At 64.8% G+C, this 16509-nt stretch carries 14 protein-coding genes; 6 read left to right on the forward strand and 8 right to left on the reverse strand.

The annotated features are described in order from the left end of the window. Positions 1-163 precede the first annotated feature (163 nt). The 6 genes from QCE83_RS01125 to kdsD form a co-directional block, all read right to left on the reverse strand. Positions 164-1681, reverse strand: coding sequence for an RNA polymerase factor sigma-54 (locus tag QCE83_RS01125; RefSeq protein ID WP_309811351.1), 1518 nt, complete (start codon positions 1679-1681; stop codon positions 164-166). 133 nt (positions 1682-1814) lie between these two features. Further along, complete coding sequence (gene lptB, locus QCE83_RS01130; protein ID WP_309807133.1) at positions 1815-2582, reverse strand: LPS export ABC transporter ATP-binding protein; 768 nt, start codon at positions 2580-2582, stop codon at positions 1815-1817. An 11-nt stretch (positions 2583-2593) separates the two neighbouring features. Beyond that, positions 2594-3301 (reverse strand): lipopolysaccharide transport periplasmic protein LptA, encoded by a 708-nt coding sequence (gene lptA / locus QCE83_RS01135; RefSeq protein ID WP_309807134.1) that lies wholly within the window; start codon positions 3299-3301, stop codon positions 2594-2596. A gap of 29 nt (positions 3302-3330) precedes the next feature. Next, entirely contained in the window at positions 3331-3942 is a 612-nt protein-coding gene (gene lptC, locus QCE83_RS01140; protein WP_309807135.1) for an LPS export ABC transporter periplasmic protein LptC, read from the reverse strand. A gap of 4 nt (positions 3943-3946) precedes the next feature. Continuing rightward, positions 3947-4486, reverse strand: coding sequence for an HAD family hydrolase (locus QCE83_RS01145; protein WP_309811354.1), 540 nt, complete (start codon positions 4484-4486; stop codon positions 3947-3949). Between the two features lie 20 nt (positions 4487-4506). Beyond that, the gene (gene kdsD / locus QCE83_RS01150) at positions 4507-5490 is read right to left on the reverse strand and encodes an arabinose 5-phosphate isomerase KdsD (protein WP_309807136.1); all 984 of its coding nucleotides are present in this window, start codon (positions 5488-5490) and stop codon (positions 4507-4509) included. 161 nt (positions 5491-5651) lie between these two features. Here kdsD and QCE83_RS01155 point away from each other — a divergent pair, with 161 nt between their 5' ends. The 5 genes from QCE83_RS01155 to purU all read left to right on the forward strand — a co-directional run bounded on the left by QCE83_RS01155 (position 5652) and on the right by purU (position 10672). Beyond that, a complete protein-coding gene (locus QCE83_RS01155) occupies positions 5652-7646 on the forward strand; it encodes a cation:proton antiporter (protein WP_309807137.1) in 1995 nt (664 codons plus the stop codon). A 66-nt stretch (positions 7647-7712) separates the two neighbouring features. Next, entirely contained in the window at positions 7713-8279 is a 567-nt protein-coding gene (locus QCE83_RS01160) for an adenine phosphoribosyltransferase (protein WP_309807138.1), read from the forward strand. Position 8280: 1 nt separating this feature from the next. Beyond that, entirely contained in the window at positions 8281-8895 is a 615-nt protein-coding gene (locus QCE83_RS01165; RefSeq protein WP_309807139.1) for a LysE family translocator, read from the forward strand. 18 nt (positions 8896-8913) lie between these two features. Next, on the forward strand, positions 8914-9771 hold the full coding sequence (locus QCE83_RS01170) for a DUF4743 domain-containing protein (RefSeq protein WP_309807140.1): 858 nt from the start codon (positions 8914-8916) through the stop codon (positions 9769-9771). Between the two features lie 31 nt (positions 9772-9802). Next, a complete protein-coding gene (gene purU, locus QCE83_RS01175) occupies positions 9803-10672 on the forward strand; it encodes a formyltetrahydrofolate deformylase (RefSeq protein ID WP_309807141.1) in 870 nt (289 codons plus the stop codon). 75 nt (positions 10673-10747) lie between these two features. Here purU and QCE83_RS01180 read toward each other — a convergent pair whose 3' ends face one another. Together QCE83_RS01180 and uvrA are read right to left on the reverse strand one after the other, a co-directional pair. Then, positions 10748-11839 (reverse strand): hypothetical protein, encoded by a 1092-nt coding sequence (locus QCE83_RS01180; RefSeq protein WP_309807142.1) that lies wholly within the window; start codon positions 11837-11839, stop codon positions 10748-10750. Between the two features lie 120 nt (positions 11840-11959). Further along, complete coding sequence (gene uvrA, locus QCE83_RS01185; protein WP_309807143.1) at positions 11960-14833, reverse strand: excinuclease ABC subunit UvrA; 2874 nt, start codon at positions 14831-14833, stop codon at positions 11960-11962. A gap of 397 nt (positions 14834-15230) precedes the next feature. Between uvrA and QCE83_RS01190 the strand changes: the two genes are divergently transcribed. Then, positions 15231-16442, forward strand: coding sequence for an MFS transporter (locus QCE83_RS01190; protein ID WP_309807144.1), 1212 nt, complete (start codon positions 15231-15233; stop codon positions 16440-16442). Positions 16443-16509: the final 67 nt, after the last annotated feature.

A 16509-nucleotide genomic window follows, 5' to 3' on the forward strand; every position in this document is an offset into this window, starting at 1 on the left:
TGGCCGTATGCCACGAAGCTCGTCCGATGCCGGTCGCGGTGCGATCCCTCAGCGCTTCAACTGAACGCGCTTGAAAAACGGGTCGCATCGGCCGGCTCGTGCGCGCATTCGCGGGACGGCCGGTCAACGTCCATCGCAATATGCAATGGACTACAGAGACGGGTCATAGAGACTTGCGCAGATTCACTGCCGGAATTCGGAGCGCTTCGCGGTATTTCGCAACGGTGCGCCGCGCGACGACAAAACCTTGTTCCGCCAGCAATTCGGCGATGCGGCTGTCTGAAAGAGGAGTTTTGGGTTCTTCCGCTCCTATCAGTTGCTTGATGAGGGCCCGGATCGCCGTGGACGATGCCGCGCCTCCTGTGTCAGTCGAGACGTGTGAGCCGAAGAAGTACTTGAACTCGAGCGTCCCGAACGGGGTGAGCATGTATTTCCCGGTGGTCACACGAGAAACCGTCGACTCGTGTAAACCCAGCGTATCAGCAATCTCCCGCAAAACCAAGGGGCGCATGGCGATTTCGCCATGTGCAAAAAAGTTCTTCTGACGCTCGACAATAGCCTGTGCAACACGCAGGATCGTCTCGAATCTTTGCTGAATATTCTTGATCAGCCAGCGCGCTTCCTGCAGCTGTTGCCGCAGCGATCCGCTGCCCGGATCGCCCCGGTTGTTACGCAGGATATTCGCGTACAAATGATTGATGCGCAGCTTCGGCACGATCTCCGGATTCAGTTCGGCCGTCCAGCCGCCGGTGGTCTTCCTGACCAGTATGTCCGGCACCACGTAGTCCGCTTCGCTCTTGCCATACGCCGCGCCGGGAAACGGCTCCAGCGACTTGATCAGCACGTGCGCGTCGCGCAGGGCGTCGTCGCTGGCCTTGAGTTGCTTGCGCAGACGCGTGAAGTCGCGCGCGGCGAGCAGTTCGAGATGGTTCGTGACGATGTCTAGCGCCAGTGTGCGTGTGGGCGACGCATCCAGCCGCAGCAATTGCAGCTTCAGACATTCCGACGCCGACCGCCCGCCGACGCCCGGCGGATCGAAACTCTGCAGCAACGCGAGTGCCGCGCTCAGTTCGTCGACTTCGACTTCGAGTTCGTCCGGCAGATCAGCCTGGATTTCGTCGAGCGATGAAGTCAGATAGCCGTCTTCGTCGAGCGACTCGATCAGGAACGTGATCAACGCCCGATCCCGCTGATTCGCCGAAGTCATGCGCAACTGCGCGGTCAGGTGGTCGCGCAGCGTGGTGGTGGATTCATGGATCTGCAGCGGCGGAAGATCGTCGTCGTCCGAAGCGTTGCTCGCGCGGCCGTAGTCTTCCAGGTTCCACGAGCTCGTATCCGTACCGCCGTCCGAGCCCATGCCGTTGTATTCGTCGACGCCCTGAGGCTCGCTATTTTCCGAGCGTTCGGAGCTGGACGTGCCAGAGGACGAGCCGTTGCTCATCATCGAGTCGCCCGGGGGGCTGGACGACGCGGGCGCCGCGATCAGCGAACCGTCGGCCGCCACCCGCAGCGGGCTGGCGATCCAGTCGTCTTCGTTCTCGAGGAGCGGGTTCTGGGAGATCGCCATGGCGACCTCCTGCTGCAATTCGAGCGTGGACAACTGCAGCAGCCGGATCGACTGCTGCAGTTGCGGTGTCAGCGCAAGATGCTGCGAGAGGCGGAGTTGGAGGCTGGCTTTCATGGCAAGGTTTTCTTCATTGTAGAGAGTTTGCCACGCGCGCGAAACCTCGCGGCGAATCCAGAATGACGCGTGCCGCCCCGAGGGCGGCACGTAAGTTTTGCTGCTTGCGCTTCATGCTGCGCACGTCATGCGGTCACATGCGGAAGTGTTCGCCGAGGTACACGCGCCGCACGTTCTCGTTCTCGATGATCTCGCTCGGCGCACCGGCCGCGAGCACGCTGCCGTCGCTGATGATATACGCGTGATCGCAGATGCCGAGCGTTTCGCGGACGTTATGGTCGGTGATCAGCACGCCGATGTTGCGCTGCTTCAGGAACTTCACGATCTTCTGGATTTCCAGCACGGCGATCGGATCGACGCCCGCGAACGGCTCGTCGAGCAAAATGAAGCTCGGATTGGTTGCGAGCGCGCGCGCGATTTCCACACGCCGGCGTTCGCCGCCCGACAGCGACAGCGCCGGGTTCTCACGCAAATGCGCGATCTGCAGTTCGTCGAGCAGGGCTTCGGCGCGCTGCGAGATGGCGTCCTTGGACAGGCGCTTGCCGGACTCGTCGGTCTGCAGTTCGAGCACCGCACGAATGTTCTGCTCGACCGTGAGCTTGCGGAATACCGATGCTTCCTGAGGCAGATACGACAGGCCAAGATGGGCGCGCTGATGAATGGGCAGCAGGCTGATCGAGTTGCCGTCGAGGTCGATTTCGCCGGCGTCGAGCGGCACCAGGCCGACGATCATATAGAACGAAGTCGTCTTGCCCGCGCCGTTCGGCCCGAGCAGGCCGACCACTTCGCCGCTCTTGACGTCGAGCGAGACGTCCTTCACGACGGTGCGCGAACCGTAGCGCTTCTTCAGATTGCGGACGACGAGCGAGCTCGACTGGCCTTCCGGCTGACGGTGGGGCATGGCGGGCGCGTTCACTGCTGCGGCGTTCCTTGAATGGTGTTCGACGGCGTCAGCGTGGCCGGCGGGCCGTTCAGCGGCGCGGCGCCGCCGGAGCGCGGCGCGAGCATCGCGCGCACGCGGCCGCTCGGATTGCCGGGTCCCGCGACGTCCTTGCCGGCGCTCGCCGTGTAGAAGTCTTTCTGGCCGTCGTAGGTGATGACGCTGCCGTGCACTTCGTCCTGTACGTTCGTCAGGCCTTGCAGGCGGCGCACGGTGGCGCGCGTCGTGAGTTTCGTGAAGTCGTTCTTGCCGTCGTAATCGATGCGCACCGCATTGCCGTCGATGTACTCGTTCACGCCGTCGCGCTTCTGGCGGAAGTACGAGAGATTGTTGCCGGTGGAGGTGCCGGTAGCGTACTGATACCCCTGCGGATCCTGCGTGACCTCGACGCGGTCGGCCTTGATGACGATCGTCCCTTTGGTCGCGACGACGTGGCCGGTGAAGATGTTCTTCTGGTTGAGGTCGTCATACGACATGTTGTCCGCTTCGATGTTGAGCGGCTTGTCCTGGTCGGCCTTTTCCGCATGCGCGGGCGCTGCCGTCAACGCGATGAAGGACGCGAGGGCGGCGCACAGCACGGCTCCCGGAAGTCGCGGGAAGCGCGAGAAGGGGCGCACCATGCGGCGCGCGTGCGTGGCGCGCGCGGAGCCGCCATCAGGACGGGGGAACCTTTCGTTCATGCAGTCACAATTCGGATGGGAGTGCCGGGTCACTTGGAAGCGCCGGAAGCGCCGCCCTTGATGTCCGAGGCGGCGATCGAGCCGCGCACGTTGCCGAAGAGCTTCATTTCCCGGGTCACGTTGTTGTAGTTCATGCCATCGGCTGTCATTACGGACGGGCCGCGCTGAAGTCTAACCGGTTTTTCCGTTTCGATGACATCGTCGTTCACCAGCACGCGAAAATGCTGCGAATCCGCCTGCATCTGCGGATCTCCGTAACCAGCGGCGCGCAGGATGCGGGCATTGTCATAGAGATTGACGACCGAGACGTCGCCGTTCACCGTGCCGCGCTGCGCGGTGGCCGTGACCGTCGGCTTCTGCGGCTGGAACATGCGCAGCGCGGGCAGCGTCAGGTCGCTGATTTCGTCGTCTTCATAGTGAACCATCGACTTCGCCGTCAGACGATATTGCGTCGTGCCGGTGGCGTCGAGTTCGGAGACCGAGAAGTTGTTCGCGAAATAATCGGGTGTATGGCGCTTCGGCTGTTCCGGCGCCTGCGCCGCCGGCGGCAGCGTGGCCTGCAACAGCCAGTACGTGACACCCGCGAGCGCGGCCATCGCGAGGAGCGGCAGCAGCGAGGCGAGTTTTCCTGGGCGCTGCATGACGTCAGCCCCCGAGCGCCGCGGCGAGCAGATCGTCGTAGCGGTGTTGCGCGCGCAGGATGGCGTCGCAGACTTCGCGCACCGCGCCATGGCCGCCGCGCGACTGCGCAACCCAATGCACGCGCTGGATCACGTCCGGATGCGCGTTCGCCGGCGCGGCCGCGAAGCCGCAGCGGCGCATCACCGCGAGATCCGGCCAGTCGTCGCCCATGTAGCCGCAGTCGCCGGCCAGGATCCCGGTCTTCTCGAGCAGTTCAGCCAGCGCGACGGTTTTGTCCGCCACGCCCTGATACAGATGCGTGATGCCCAGTTCCTTCGCGCGCGCCGCGACGATGCCGGACTGGCGTCCCGTGATGATCGCCGTCTGCACGCCGACTGACTGCAGCATCTTCACGCCGTGGCCGTCGAGCGAATTGAACGACTTCATCGTGTCGCCTTCGGCGGTGAAGTAAAGACTGCCGTCAGTGAAGACGCCGTCGACGTCGAACACCATCAGACGGAGGCGGCTGGCGCGCTCGGCGGCGCTTGCGCCGGCCGACGGCATGGAAGACGGCTGCTGCGCCATCAGATCACCTTCTTGGAAAAGAGGTCGTGCATGTTCAGTGCGCCGATCAGCGTCGCATCGGCGTCGACGACCAGCATCTGATTGATGCGATAACGCTCCATCAGTTCCACGGCCTCGACCGCGAGATGATCCGGCGCGATGGTCTGCGGGTGACGGGTCATGACATCGGCGATGCGCAGCGAACGGAAGTCGCCGTCGCGTTGCAGGATGCGGCGCAGGTCGCCGTCCGTGAAGATGCCGTGCACGCGCTGTTCGTCGTCGATCACGGCGGTCATGCCCATGCGCTTGTCGGTGATCTGGAACAACGCGTCCGAAACGGTTGCATCGAGTGAAACCCGCGGCACTTCGTCGCCGGTGCGCATGACGTCGCGCACATAGGTCAGCAGCCGCCGGCCGAGTGCGCCGCCCGGATGCGAGCGCGCGAAGTCCTCGGGGCCGAAGCCGCGCGCGTCGAGCACGGCGACGGCGAGCGCGTCGCCGAGCGCCATGGCAGCGGTGGTGCTGGCGGTGGGCGCGAGATTCATCGGGCACGCTTCCTTGTCGACGCGTGCGTTGAGATGCATGTCCGCCAGTTGCGCGAGACTCGATTCGGGACGGCCGGTGATGGCGATCAGTTTTGCGCCAAGACGCTTGATGAGCGGCAGAATGGCAACGAGTTCTTCCGTTTCGCCGGAGTTCGACAGCGCGATGAAGATGTCGTCGGCGGTGACCATGCCGAGGTCGCCGTGGCTGGCTTCGGCCGGATGCACGAAGAAGGCGGGAGTGCCGGTGCTGGCGAGCGTCGCGGCGAACTTGCGCGCGACATGGCCCGACTTGCCGATGCCCGACACGACCACGCGGCCGCGGCAGCCGAGCAGGACTTCGACCGCGTTGATGAAGTTTTCGTCGAGGAGAGGAGAGAGGCCGCGAACGGCGTCGGCTTCGATCTGAATTACATCGCGAGCCAGCGCCAGCGCCCGGTCGCCATTGATTTTCGCTATCATGCGCGGAGTATAGCAAAGGCGATTCTCTGCCGCGCCGCCCGGCGCGCGGCGCGCCGCCGCCTATCCGCCCCCGCGAGTCCGGCCGTCCCGGGCTCTTCCAAGACGCCGCAGCGCAAGGTCGCACGCGCTGCCGCACACTGCCGAACGAGGACGCTAGACGGATGATTTCTCCGCTTGAAATGACGTTGCTGCTGCTGCTGTGTTCAGTGGCGGGCGTCGTGGTATTTCGCTATTTCAATCTGCCGCCGATGCTCGGCTATCTGACGGTCGGCATCATCGTGGGCCCGCACGCGGCGGGCATCGCGCCGGATACGGACCGCGCGCAGCACCTCGCCGAATTCGGCGTCGTGTTCCTGATGTTCTCCATCGGGCTCGAGTTTTCGTTGTCGAAATTGCGCTCGATGCGGCGCATCGTGTTCGGCCTCGGCGCGAGCCAGGTCGGGGCCACCATTGCGCTGGCCATGATCTTCGGCTGGATCGCGCATTTCTGGATCGAGATGTCGTGGGAGGCGAGCTTCGCGCTGGGCGGCGCGCTGTCGATGTCGTCCACGGCGATCGTCAGCAAGCTGCTCGCCGAGCGGCTCGAACTCGAATCGGAGCACGGCCGCAACATCTTCGGCGTGCTGCTGTTCCAGGATCTGGCCGTGGTGCCGCTGCTCATCATCATCGCGGCGCTCGGCAACGGCAACTCGTCCCAGCTGGCGATGTGGCTGGGCATCGCGGCGGTGAAGATCGTCGTTGCGCTGACGGTGCTGCTGTTCATCGGCCAGAAGTTCATGACGCGCTGGTTCGACCTGGTCGCGCGGCGCCGCTCGCAAGAGCTGTTCATGCTGAACCTCCTGCTGGTGACGCTCGGCGCGGCCTTCATCACGGATAAATTCGGGCTGTCGCTCGCGCTCGGCGCGTTCATCGCCGGGATGCTGATTGCCGAAACGCCGTACCGGCATCAGGTGGAAGAAGACATCAAGCCGTTCCGCGACGTGCTGCTCGGTCTGTTCTTCGTGACCACCGGCATGCTGCTGAACCCGCGCGTGATCTGGGAGCATCCGTTCCTGGTGCTCGGCTTCTTCGTCGTGCCGATCCTGCTCAAGGCCGTGATGATCACGGCGCTGTCGCGCGCCTTCGGCGCGCCGCAGGGCGTCGCGATGCGCACGGGTCTCGGTCTGGCGCAGGCGGGCGAATTCGGCTTCGTTCTGCTGAACCTGATCCTGGATTCGCATCTGGTCGACTCCACCATCCTCCAGGCAATCCTCGCCGCGATGCTGCTGTCCATGCTCGCCGCACCGTTCATCATCCAGAACGCCGACCGCATCGTGCTGCGGCTTTCGTCGACGGAGTGGATGCTGCAGTCGTTGCAGATGACCAAGATCGCGACGCAGAGCCTCAAGCAGAGCGGCCACGTGATCATCTGCGGTTATGGCCGGGCCGGGCAGAATCTCGCGCGCATGCTGGAGCAGGAAGGCATTTCGTACGTGGCGCTTGACCTGGATCCGGACCGTGTGGCGGCGGCCGCGGCGGCGGGCGAATCGGTCGTGTTTGGCGATGCCGGGCGGCGCGAGTCGCTGCTGGCGGCGGGTCTGCATCGTGCTGCGACGGTGGCGATCACGTATGCGAACACGCCGTCGGCGATGCGCGTGCTGCACAACATCCATGAACTCGCGCCGACCTTGCCGGTGATCGTGCGCACCGTCGACGACGCCGATCTCGAGAAGCTCACGGCCGCGGGCGCGACCGAGGTGATTCCGGAGATCGTGGAGGGCAGCCTGATGCTGGCGTCGCACACGCTGGTGCTGATGGGTGTGCCGATGCGGCGCGTGGTGCGGCGCGTCGAGGAAATGCGCGATGCGCGCTACAGCCTGCTGCGCGGCTACTTCCACGGCGCCGACGATGCCGACGACGACGATGGCCACGAGCAGGTCCGGCTACAATCCGTACCGATCGACGCGAACTCGGAGGCCGTCGGCCATTCGCTCGACGATCTGGGGCTGGTCGGCCGCGGAGTCGAGGTGACCGCGATCCGGCGCCACGGCATCCGGGGTGTCGCGCCCGATCCCGAAACCAAGTTGCGCGCCAATGACATCGTCGTGCTGCGCGGCCTGCCCGAAAAGCTGGCACAGGCCGAGGAACGGCTCTCGCGACATCGCCGGGCGGCGTAATTTCCTTTTGCTGTTCCTTTCTGTCACGGGCGAGCGCGGCCTCAAGGCGCGAACACCGGAGAAACCATGTCCATTTCCTCTTCGAACGCCGAGCGCGACGCCGCGCGTTTCATCAAGGAGCGCGTGCGCACCGTCGAGAACTGGCCGCAGGCCGGCGTGCAGTTCCGCGACATCACGCCCGTGCTGCAGGACCGCCGCGCGCTGCGTACGCTGATCGACCTGTTCGTGCAGCGTTACATCGACGAGGACATCAATGTCATTGCCGGCATGGACGCGCGCGGTTTCATCATCGGGCCGATTCTGGCGTACGAGCTGAGCCTCGGCTTCGTGCCGATCCGCAAGCAAGGCAAGCTGCCGTACCGGACGCTGTCGCAGTCGTACGAGCTCGAGTATGGCCGCGCGACCGTCGAGATCCACGAGGACGCCTGCAAGCCGGGCGACCGCGTCGTGATCGTGGACGATCTGGTTGCCACCGGCGGCACGATGATGGCAGGCAAGATCCTGCTCGAACGGCTCGGCGCCGAAGTGGTCGAGGCGGCGGCGATCATCGACCTGCCGGACTTGGGCGGCTCGAAGCTCCTGCGCGACAACGGCGTGCCGCTCTACACCGTGTGCGAGTTCGGGGGCCATTGACATGCCCCACTTCCTGCTGTTTCTCGCGGCGTCGGTGGCGATCACCGTCGCGCCGGGACCGGACAACCTGCAAGTGCTCGCACGCGGCATCTCGCAAGGACGGCTCGCCGGAGTCGTCGCCGCGCTGGGCTTCGCCTGCGGCGTGCTGTTCCACACGACGCTCGCGGCGCTCGGTGTCGCCGCGCTGCTGCGCTCGTCGCCGCTCGCGTTCCAGGCCGTCAAGCTCGCGGGCGCGGCGTATCTCGTGTGGATCGGCATCAAGGCATTGCGCAGCCATGGTCTCGCCAATGCACATGAACGTCCGCGCCAGCCGCTTGCAACCGTCTTCCGCCAGAGCGTGATCGGCAATCTGCTGAATCCGAAGGTCACGCTGTTCTTCATCGTGTTCCTGCCGCAGTTCGTCGATCCGCACGGCGCGCAAAGCGTGATGCTGCAAATGTTCGAACTCGGCGGCGTGTTCATGCTGCAGACGGTGGTCGTGTTCTCGCTGTTCGGCATCGGCGCGGGCCTGATCGGTGCGTGGCTGGCGCGCCGGCCGCGCGTCGGCGTGTGGCTCGACCGCCTCGCCGGCGTGACCTTCATCGCGCTCGGCATTCGCGTCGCGCTGCGCGACTGACCCGCTTATTTCTCGCTCATGACCCTGCCCGCCATCCACGCGGCGCGCCGTTTCGACGCCGCCGCGCACGCTCCATTCCTTATCGGCGATGAACGAGTCGGCTGGATTCGCCATGCCGATGTCGCCGCGCTGCGCCGCTGGCCCGAAGTCTTCCAGTTCGACGCCGCCGCGATACGCCTGCACCCCGCGCTCGCCGATGTGAACGCACGCAGCGCGGCGCTCGGCGCGGTGATCGGCGCGCTGTACGCCGAAGGCAAGATTCCCGGCTGGCGCGACGAAACCTACGCGATCCGCAATGACTTCGACGCCGCGCCGCTCGCGTTCATCGAACGCGCGGCGTCGCGCTTCTTCGGCACGATGACCTACGCGGTGCATCTGAACGGCATCGTAAAATACGCGGACCGCGCGCCGGAACTGTGGATCGCGCGCCGCAGCGACACCAAGGCGACCGATCCCGGCATGCTCGACAACGTCGTCGCGGGCGGCATCGGCTGGGGGCTCGGTCTGATGCCGACGCTCGTGAAGGAATGCTGGGAAGAAGCCGGCATGAGCGCGGAACTCGCCCAGACCGCCAAGCCCGGCCGCACGCTGCACGTGCTGCAATCCCTGCCCGAAGGCACGCAAGCCGAACAGATCTTCGTCTACGACCTCTTTCTGCCGCCCGATTTCGCGCCGCGCAACCAGGACGGCGAAGTCGGCGAACACCGGCTGGCGCGCATCGGCGAAGTCGCGCGCTGGATAGAAGAGGGCGCGTTCACGGTCGATGCCAGTCTCGCCACGCTGGATTGCATGCTGCGCCGCCAGTGGATCGACGAGGACGCGTGCGAGGGCATCGCCGCGCTGTTCGCGCCGCCCGCCGTGGACAGCACTCGGTGAACATCAAGAATCCAATGAACGAGGACAGGTCATGTCGACCGAACATAGCTTTTATCTGAAACTGTCGTGCCCGGATCGCCCGGGGATCGTCCATGCCGTGTCGGGCTTCCTGTTCAATCTCGGCGCCAATATCCTCGATTCCGCGCAGTTCGGCGACAGCCGCACCGGCGAATTCTTCATGCGCGTGCATTTCCAGGAAGTCGGCGGCGATCCGGGCATCGATGCGCTGCGCGCCTCCTTCAGCACGCTCGCCGACGAGTTCGGCATGCGCTGGGAGCTGCACGACGCGTCGGTGAAGCCGCGCGTGGTCATCATGGTGTCGAAGATCGGCCACTGCCTGAACGACCTGCTGTTCCGCTATCGCACCGGCCAGTTGCAGATCGAGATTCCGGCGATCGTCTCCAATCACAAGGATTTCTATCAGCTCGCGGCGAGCTACGACATTCCGTTTCATCACCTGCCGCTGCTGAAGTCGACGCCCGAAGGCAAGGCCGCGCAGGAAAAGCGCGTGCTGGAAATCGTCGAGCAGCACAACACCGATCTCGTCGTGCTCGCGCGCTACATGCAGATTCTTTCGCCCGAACTGTGCGACCAGCTCGCCGGCCGCGCGATCAACATCCATCACTCGTTCCTGCCGAGCTTCAAGGGTGCGAAGCCGTATTACCAGGCCTTCGACCGCGGCGTGAAGCTGATTGGCGCGACCGCGCACTACGTGACGTCGGATCTCGACGAAGGCCCGATCATCGAGCAGGAAGTGGAGCGCGTGGACCACAACATGACGCCGGAGCAACTGACGGCGATCGGCCGCGACGTCGAATGCGTGACGCTCGCGCGCGCGGTGAAATGGCATGCGGAGCATCGCATCCTGCTCAACGGTCACAAGACGGTCGTGTTCCGCTGATTCGGCGGCTGGCTCCAGAAAGCACAACGCCCGCAAGGCATGTCTTGCGGGCGTTGTCTTTTTGGGGCTCGGAGATTACACGAGCCGCAGATAGATCAGTTCGCGCTTGATGTAGCCATAGAAGATCGGCGCGGCGATCACGCCCGGAATGCCGAAGGCGGCTTCCATCGCGAGCATGGCGAGCAGCAGTTCCCACGCGCGCGCCTCGATCTGGCCGCCGATGATGCGCGCATTCAGGAAGTATTCGAGCTTGTGGATCAGGATCAGGAACGCCAGCGACGCCACCGCCGTGCCGAACGACACCGACAGCGAAATCCCGACGATGATCGTGTTCGAGATCAGATTGCCGATCACCGGCAGCAGGCCGACGATGAAGGTGAGCAGGACAAGGGTTTTGGACAGCGGCAGCCGTTCATGAAACAGCGGCAACGCGACCAGCAGATAGAGCGCGGTGAAGACGGCGTTGATCGCCGAGATCTTGATCTGCGCGAACACGATGCGGCGGAAGGCGTCGGAGAAGCGCGACACGCGTGCGACGAGCGCGGTGGACAGCGGCAGCCGATGATGCGTGGTGCGCGGCGCGCTGACCGCGATGATCGCCCCGACGATCATGCCGATCACGATATGCCCGAAGCCGCGCGCCATTTCCTTGCCGCCCTGCTGGAGCATTTCGGCGTGCTTGTGCATCAGCTCGGTGGCCTTGTCCTTCATTTGCCCGGCATCGACCGGAAGATAGTTCGCGAGCCAGTCCGGCACCGAAAGGCGTGCGCTCGACGTGATGCTCATCAACTGGTCGAGGAGTTTTTGCAGGCTCGGGAAATCGTGTTCGAAATGCTGGATGGTGGCCATGGTCGCGCCGGTCAGCGCGCCGACGATGATCGCCGAGATCAGACCGACCGCGATCAGGCGCGCGCCGCGGCTCACGACATGACGCTCGATCACCGGCGCGATCATGTGAACCAGCTGGAACACCAGCATGCCGGCGAGCAGCCCGCCGAGCAGTTGCAGCTTGAGTGTAAAAAACAGTGCCGCGAGCGCCAGCAGATAGCTGCCGATCTCGACCGCCGACAGCTTCGGCAAACTCATGTCGCTTGTCAGCCTGACGTGGCGCGTGGGCAGGTCCCGGACCCGCGCTTCCTCGTTGGCCGCTTCGTTGCGCTTCGCCATGACTGCGTTCCTTATCCCCAGCTGCTTACGACGGTTGTCCGCGCCGCGGCGTGCGCGGCTGATTCGACGGCCTGTTGCGCGAGCGGCGCGGCCCCCGGCGCCGTGGCCCGGGGGCGAAACTCACGCCGCCGATTTGGGCCGTTGCAGCAAAGGTGCCAGGTACCTGCCGGTAAAACTCGCCTTCGACTTCGCGACCTGCTCGGGCGTGCCCTGGGCGATGATCTGCCCGCCGCCCGCGCCGCCTTCCGGACCGAGGTCGATGACCCAGTCGGCGGTTTTGATCACGTCGAGATTATGCTCGATGATGACCACCGTGTTGCCCTGATCTCGCAAGCGGTGGATCACTTCGAGCAGCAGCGCGATGTCATGAAAGTGCAATCCCGTCGTGGGTTCGTCGAGGATATACAGCGTCCGACCGGTGTCGCGCTTGCTCAGTTCCAGCGAAAGCTTGACGCGCTGTGCTTCGCCGCCCGACAGCGTGGTCGCCGACTGCCCCAGCCGGATGTAGCCGAGACCGACATCGAGCAGCGTCTTCAGCTTGCGCGCGACCACCGGCACCGCCTTGAAGAACTCGTGCGCCGCTTCCACCGTCAGGTCCAGCACCTCGTGGATGTTCTTGCCCTTGTACTGGACTTCCAGCGTCTCGCGGTTGTAGCGCTTGCCGTGGCAGACGTCGCAGGGCACGTAGACATCGGGCAGGAAGTGCATTTCCACCTTCAGCACGCCGTCGCCCTGACAGGCTTCGCAGCGTCCGCCCTTGACGTTGAACGAGAAGCGGCCGGGATCGTAGCCGCGTTCCTTGGCCGCCGGCACGCTCGCGAACAGTTCGCGGATCGGCGTGAACAGGCCTGTGTAAGTGGCGGGATTCGAACGCGGCGTGCGGCCGATCGGGGATTGATCGACGGCGATCACCTTGTCGAAATGCTCGAGACCTTCGATTGATTCATACGGCGCCGGCTCCGTCGCCGAGCCGTACAGATGCTGCGCCACCGCATGCTGGAGCGTGTCGTTGATGAGCGTGGACTTGCCCGAGCCCGACACGCCGGTCACGCAGGTCAGGAGACCCACGGGCAGATCCAGCGTCACGCGTTTCAGATTGTTGCCGTGCGCCTCGACGATGCGCAGCCGCCGTTCGTCCGGCACGGCGCGCTCGGCCGGATAGCCGATCGTCCGTTTGCCGGAGAGATACTGGCCGGTGATCGAGTTCGGATCCTTCTGCACCTGGACGGGCGTGCCTTGCGCGACCACCACGCCGCCGTGCACGCCGGCGCCCGGCCCCATGTCGACGACGTAGTCCGCCATGCGGATCATGTCCTCGTCATGCTCGACGACGATCACCGAATTACCGATGTCGCGCAGATGCTTGAGCGTATGGATGAGGCGGTCGTTGTCGCGCTGATGCAGCCCGATGGACGGCTCGTCGAGCACGTACATGACGCCGGTCAGTCCCGAGCCGATCTGCGAGGCCAGCCGGATGCGCTGGGCTTCGCCGCCGGACAGCGTTTCCGCGCTGCGTTCCAGCGACAGGTAATCCAGCCCGACGTTGTTCAGGAACGAAAGCCGCGCGACGATTTCCTTGACCACCTTGTCCGCGATCTCGCCCTTCGCGCCTTCGAGGCGCAGCGTCTGGAAGTAGCCGAGCGTGTCGCGCAGCGGCCAGCCGCTGATTTCGTAGATGCCGCGCGCCTGATCGTCGGCGCCGACCTTCACGAAGCGCGCCTCGCGGCGCAGCCGGGTGCCGTCGCAGGCCGGGCAGGGCTGGTTGTTCTGGTACTTGGCGAGCTCCTCGCGCACGGCGGCCGAATCCGTCTCGCGGTAACGCCGCTCGAGGTTCGGGATGATGCCCTCGAACGCATGCTCGCGCACCGAGGCGCGCCCGCGCTCGTTGATGTACGAGAACGGAATCGACTGCTTGCCCGAGCCGTACAGCAGGATCTTGCGCACCTTTTCGGGCAGATCCTCGAAAGGCGCGTCGATGTCGAACTCGTAGAACGCCGCGAGGCTCTGCAGCATCTGGAAGTAAAACTGGTTGCGCCGGTCCCAGCCCTTCACGGCGCCCGCCGCCAGCGACAGCGACGGATGCGCGACCACCCGCTTCGGATCGAAGAAGGTGATCTGGCCGAGGCCGTCGCATTCGGGGCAGGCGCCCATCGGGTTGTTGAAGGAGAAGAGACGCGGCTCGAGCTCCGGCAGCGAGTACGAGCAGATCGGGCACGCGAACTTCGAGCTGAAGAGCTTTTCCTTCTCGGTGTCCATTTCGAGCGCGATGGCGCGGCCATCGGCGAGGCGCAGCGCCGTCTCGAACGACTCCGCGAGCCGCTGCTTCACGTCCGGCCGCACCTTCAGGCGGTCGATCACCACGTCGATGGTGTGCTTGTCGGTCTTCTTGAGCTTCGGCAGCGAATCGACTTCGTAGATCTTCGCGACGCCTTCGTTCGCGGTGCCGCCGCCGGAGCGGATCCGGAAGCGGATGAAGCCCTGCGCCTGCATTTCCTCGAACAGCTCGACGTGCTCGCCTTTGCGGTCCGCCACGACGGGCGCGAGGATCATCAGCTTGGTTTCCTCGGGCAGCGCGAGCGCGGCGTCGACCATTTGCGACACGCTTTGCGCTTCGAGCGGAATCAGGTGGTCCGGGCAATACGGCGTGCCGACCCGCGCGTAGAGCAGACGCAGGTAATCGTGGATTTCCGTGACCGTGCCGACCGTGGAGCGGGGATTGTGCGACGTTGCCTTCTGTTCGATGGAAATGGCGGGCGAGAGACCTTCGATCAGATCGACGTCCGGCTTTTCCATCAGTTGCAGGAATTGCCGGGCATAGGCCGACAGGCTTTCCACGTAGCGCCGCTGGCCTTCCGCGTAGAGCGTGTCGAACGCAAGCGACGACTTGCCGGACCCGGACAGCCCGGTAATCACGATCAGCTTGTGGCGCGGCAAGTCGAGACTGACATTCTTCAAATTGTGGGTGCGGGCCCCACGAATGCGAATTTCTTCCACGAGTATGTTCCGGGGTTCTTCGAGTGGTCCAGCAGCGGGTTCAGCGTTCTCCGGCGGCCCGGGGCAGGCATGCGGGCAAGCCCGGGAGGGCAAGCTGCGCTGGCGGCGCCGGACGGAAAGGGAGGGGGGCCAAACCTGCTACTATAACGACTTTTGACGGGCGCGGCCCGGGCTCCCGGAGTGGGAAACTCGGGGAAAAGCCGCCGCCGGAAGCCCGCCAGCAGGCCAAGCAGGCCGGCGCGGGGATTTGCCGGACTGCAGCGCTGTTCAGCGCCCGCGACGGCAAGCCAAGCAAGCAATGCGTTCCATATAGTGCCGTTTCAAGCAAGAACAAGGCGGCCGTGCCTGGCTGCGCCCCGGGCCAGACCAGACCCGACCCCTCACCTTTCCGTTCCTGATGTCCAATCCGTCTGCCACGTCCACACGTCTCTCCGCGCCGGAGTTGCGCGCGACCGTGTCGCTCGCCGCCATCTTCGCGCTGCGCATGCTCGGACTCTTCATGATCATGCCGGTGTTTTCGATCTACGCGAAAACCATCCCCGGCGGCGACAACGTGCTGCTCGTCGGCATTGCGCTCGGCGCCTACGGCGTCACCCAGTCGATGCTCTACATCTTCTACGGCTGGGTCTCCGACAAGCTCGGCCGCAAGCCGGTCATCGCCTTCGGGCTGCTGGTGTTCGCGCTCGGCAGCTTCGTCGCGGCGGTGGGGCATTCGATGGCCTGGATTATCGCGGGACGGGTGATCCAGGGCATGGGCGCGGTGTCGTCGGCGGTGATCGCCTTCATTGCGGACCTGACGCATGAAGAGAACCGCACCAAGGCCATGGCGATGGTCGGCGGCAGCATCGGCGTGTCGTTCGCGGTGGCGATCGTCGGCGCGCCGATCGTGTTCCAGTGGGTCGGCATGAGCGGGTTGTTCACGGTGATCGGCGCGCTGTCGATCGTCGCGGTCGGCGTGGTGCTGTGGATCGTGCCCGATCCGCCCGCGCACCCTGTCCACGTCAAGGCGCCGTTCGCGGAAGTGCTGCACAACGTCGAACTGCTGCGCCTGAACTTCGGCGTGCTGGTGCTGCACGCCACGCAGACGGCCCTCTTTCTCGTGGTGCCGCGCATTCTCGAGGCCGGCGGCCTGCCGGTCGCGTCGCACTGGAAAATCTACCTGCCGGTCATGGGGCTCGCCTTCGTCATGATGGTTCCGGCGATCATCGTCGCCGAGAAACGTGGAAAAATGAAAGCCGTCATGCTGAGTGCGATTGGTCTTATCCTGATCGGCCAATTGTTATTGGGCGTGGCTCCGCATACGCTGTGGTCCGTGGCCGCCATTCTGTTCGTGTACTTCCTCGGCTTCAACGTGCTGGAGGCTTCGCAGCCGTCGCTGGTTTCGAAGCTCGCGCCCGGCACGAGGAAGGGCGCGGCAGCGGGCGTGTACAACACGACGCAGTCCATCGGGCTCGCGCTGGGCGGCGTCATCGGCGGCTGGCTGCTGAAGCTGGACGGGCCGAGCGCGGTGTTCTACGCGTGTTCCGCTCTGGTGTGCGCCTGGCTGCTGGTCGCGGCCTGGATGAAACCGCCGCCGCGCCGGAACCAGCAGGCGGCCCGAGCGCAGTGACGTAGCCGAATCAGCGAATTATCGAATCATCGAATCATCGAATCTGGCCGGCGCGCGGCAACCGGAT

This window comes from Caballeronia sp. LZ034LL (genome assembly GCF_031451215.1).
Taxonomy (GTDB): Bacteria; Pseudomonadota; Gammaproteobacteria; order Burkholderiales; family Burkholderiaceae; genus Caballeronia.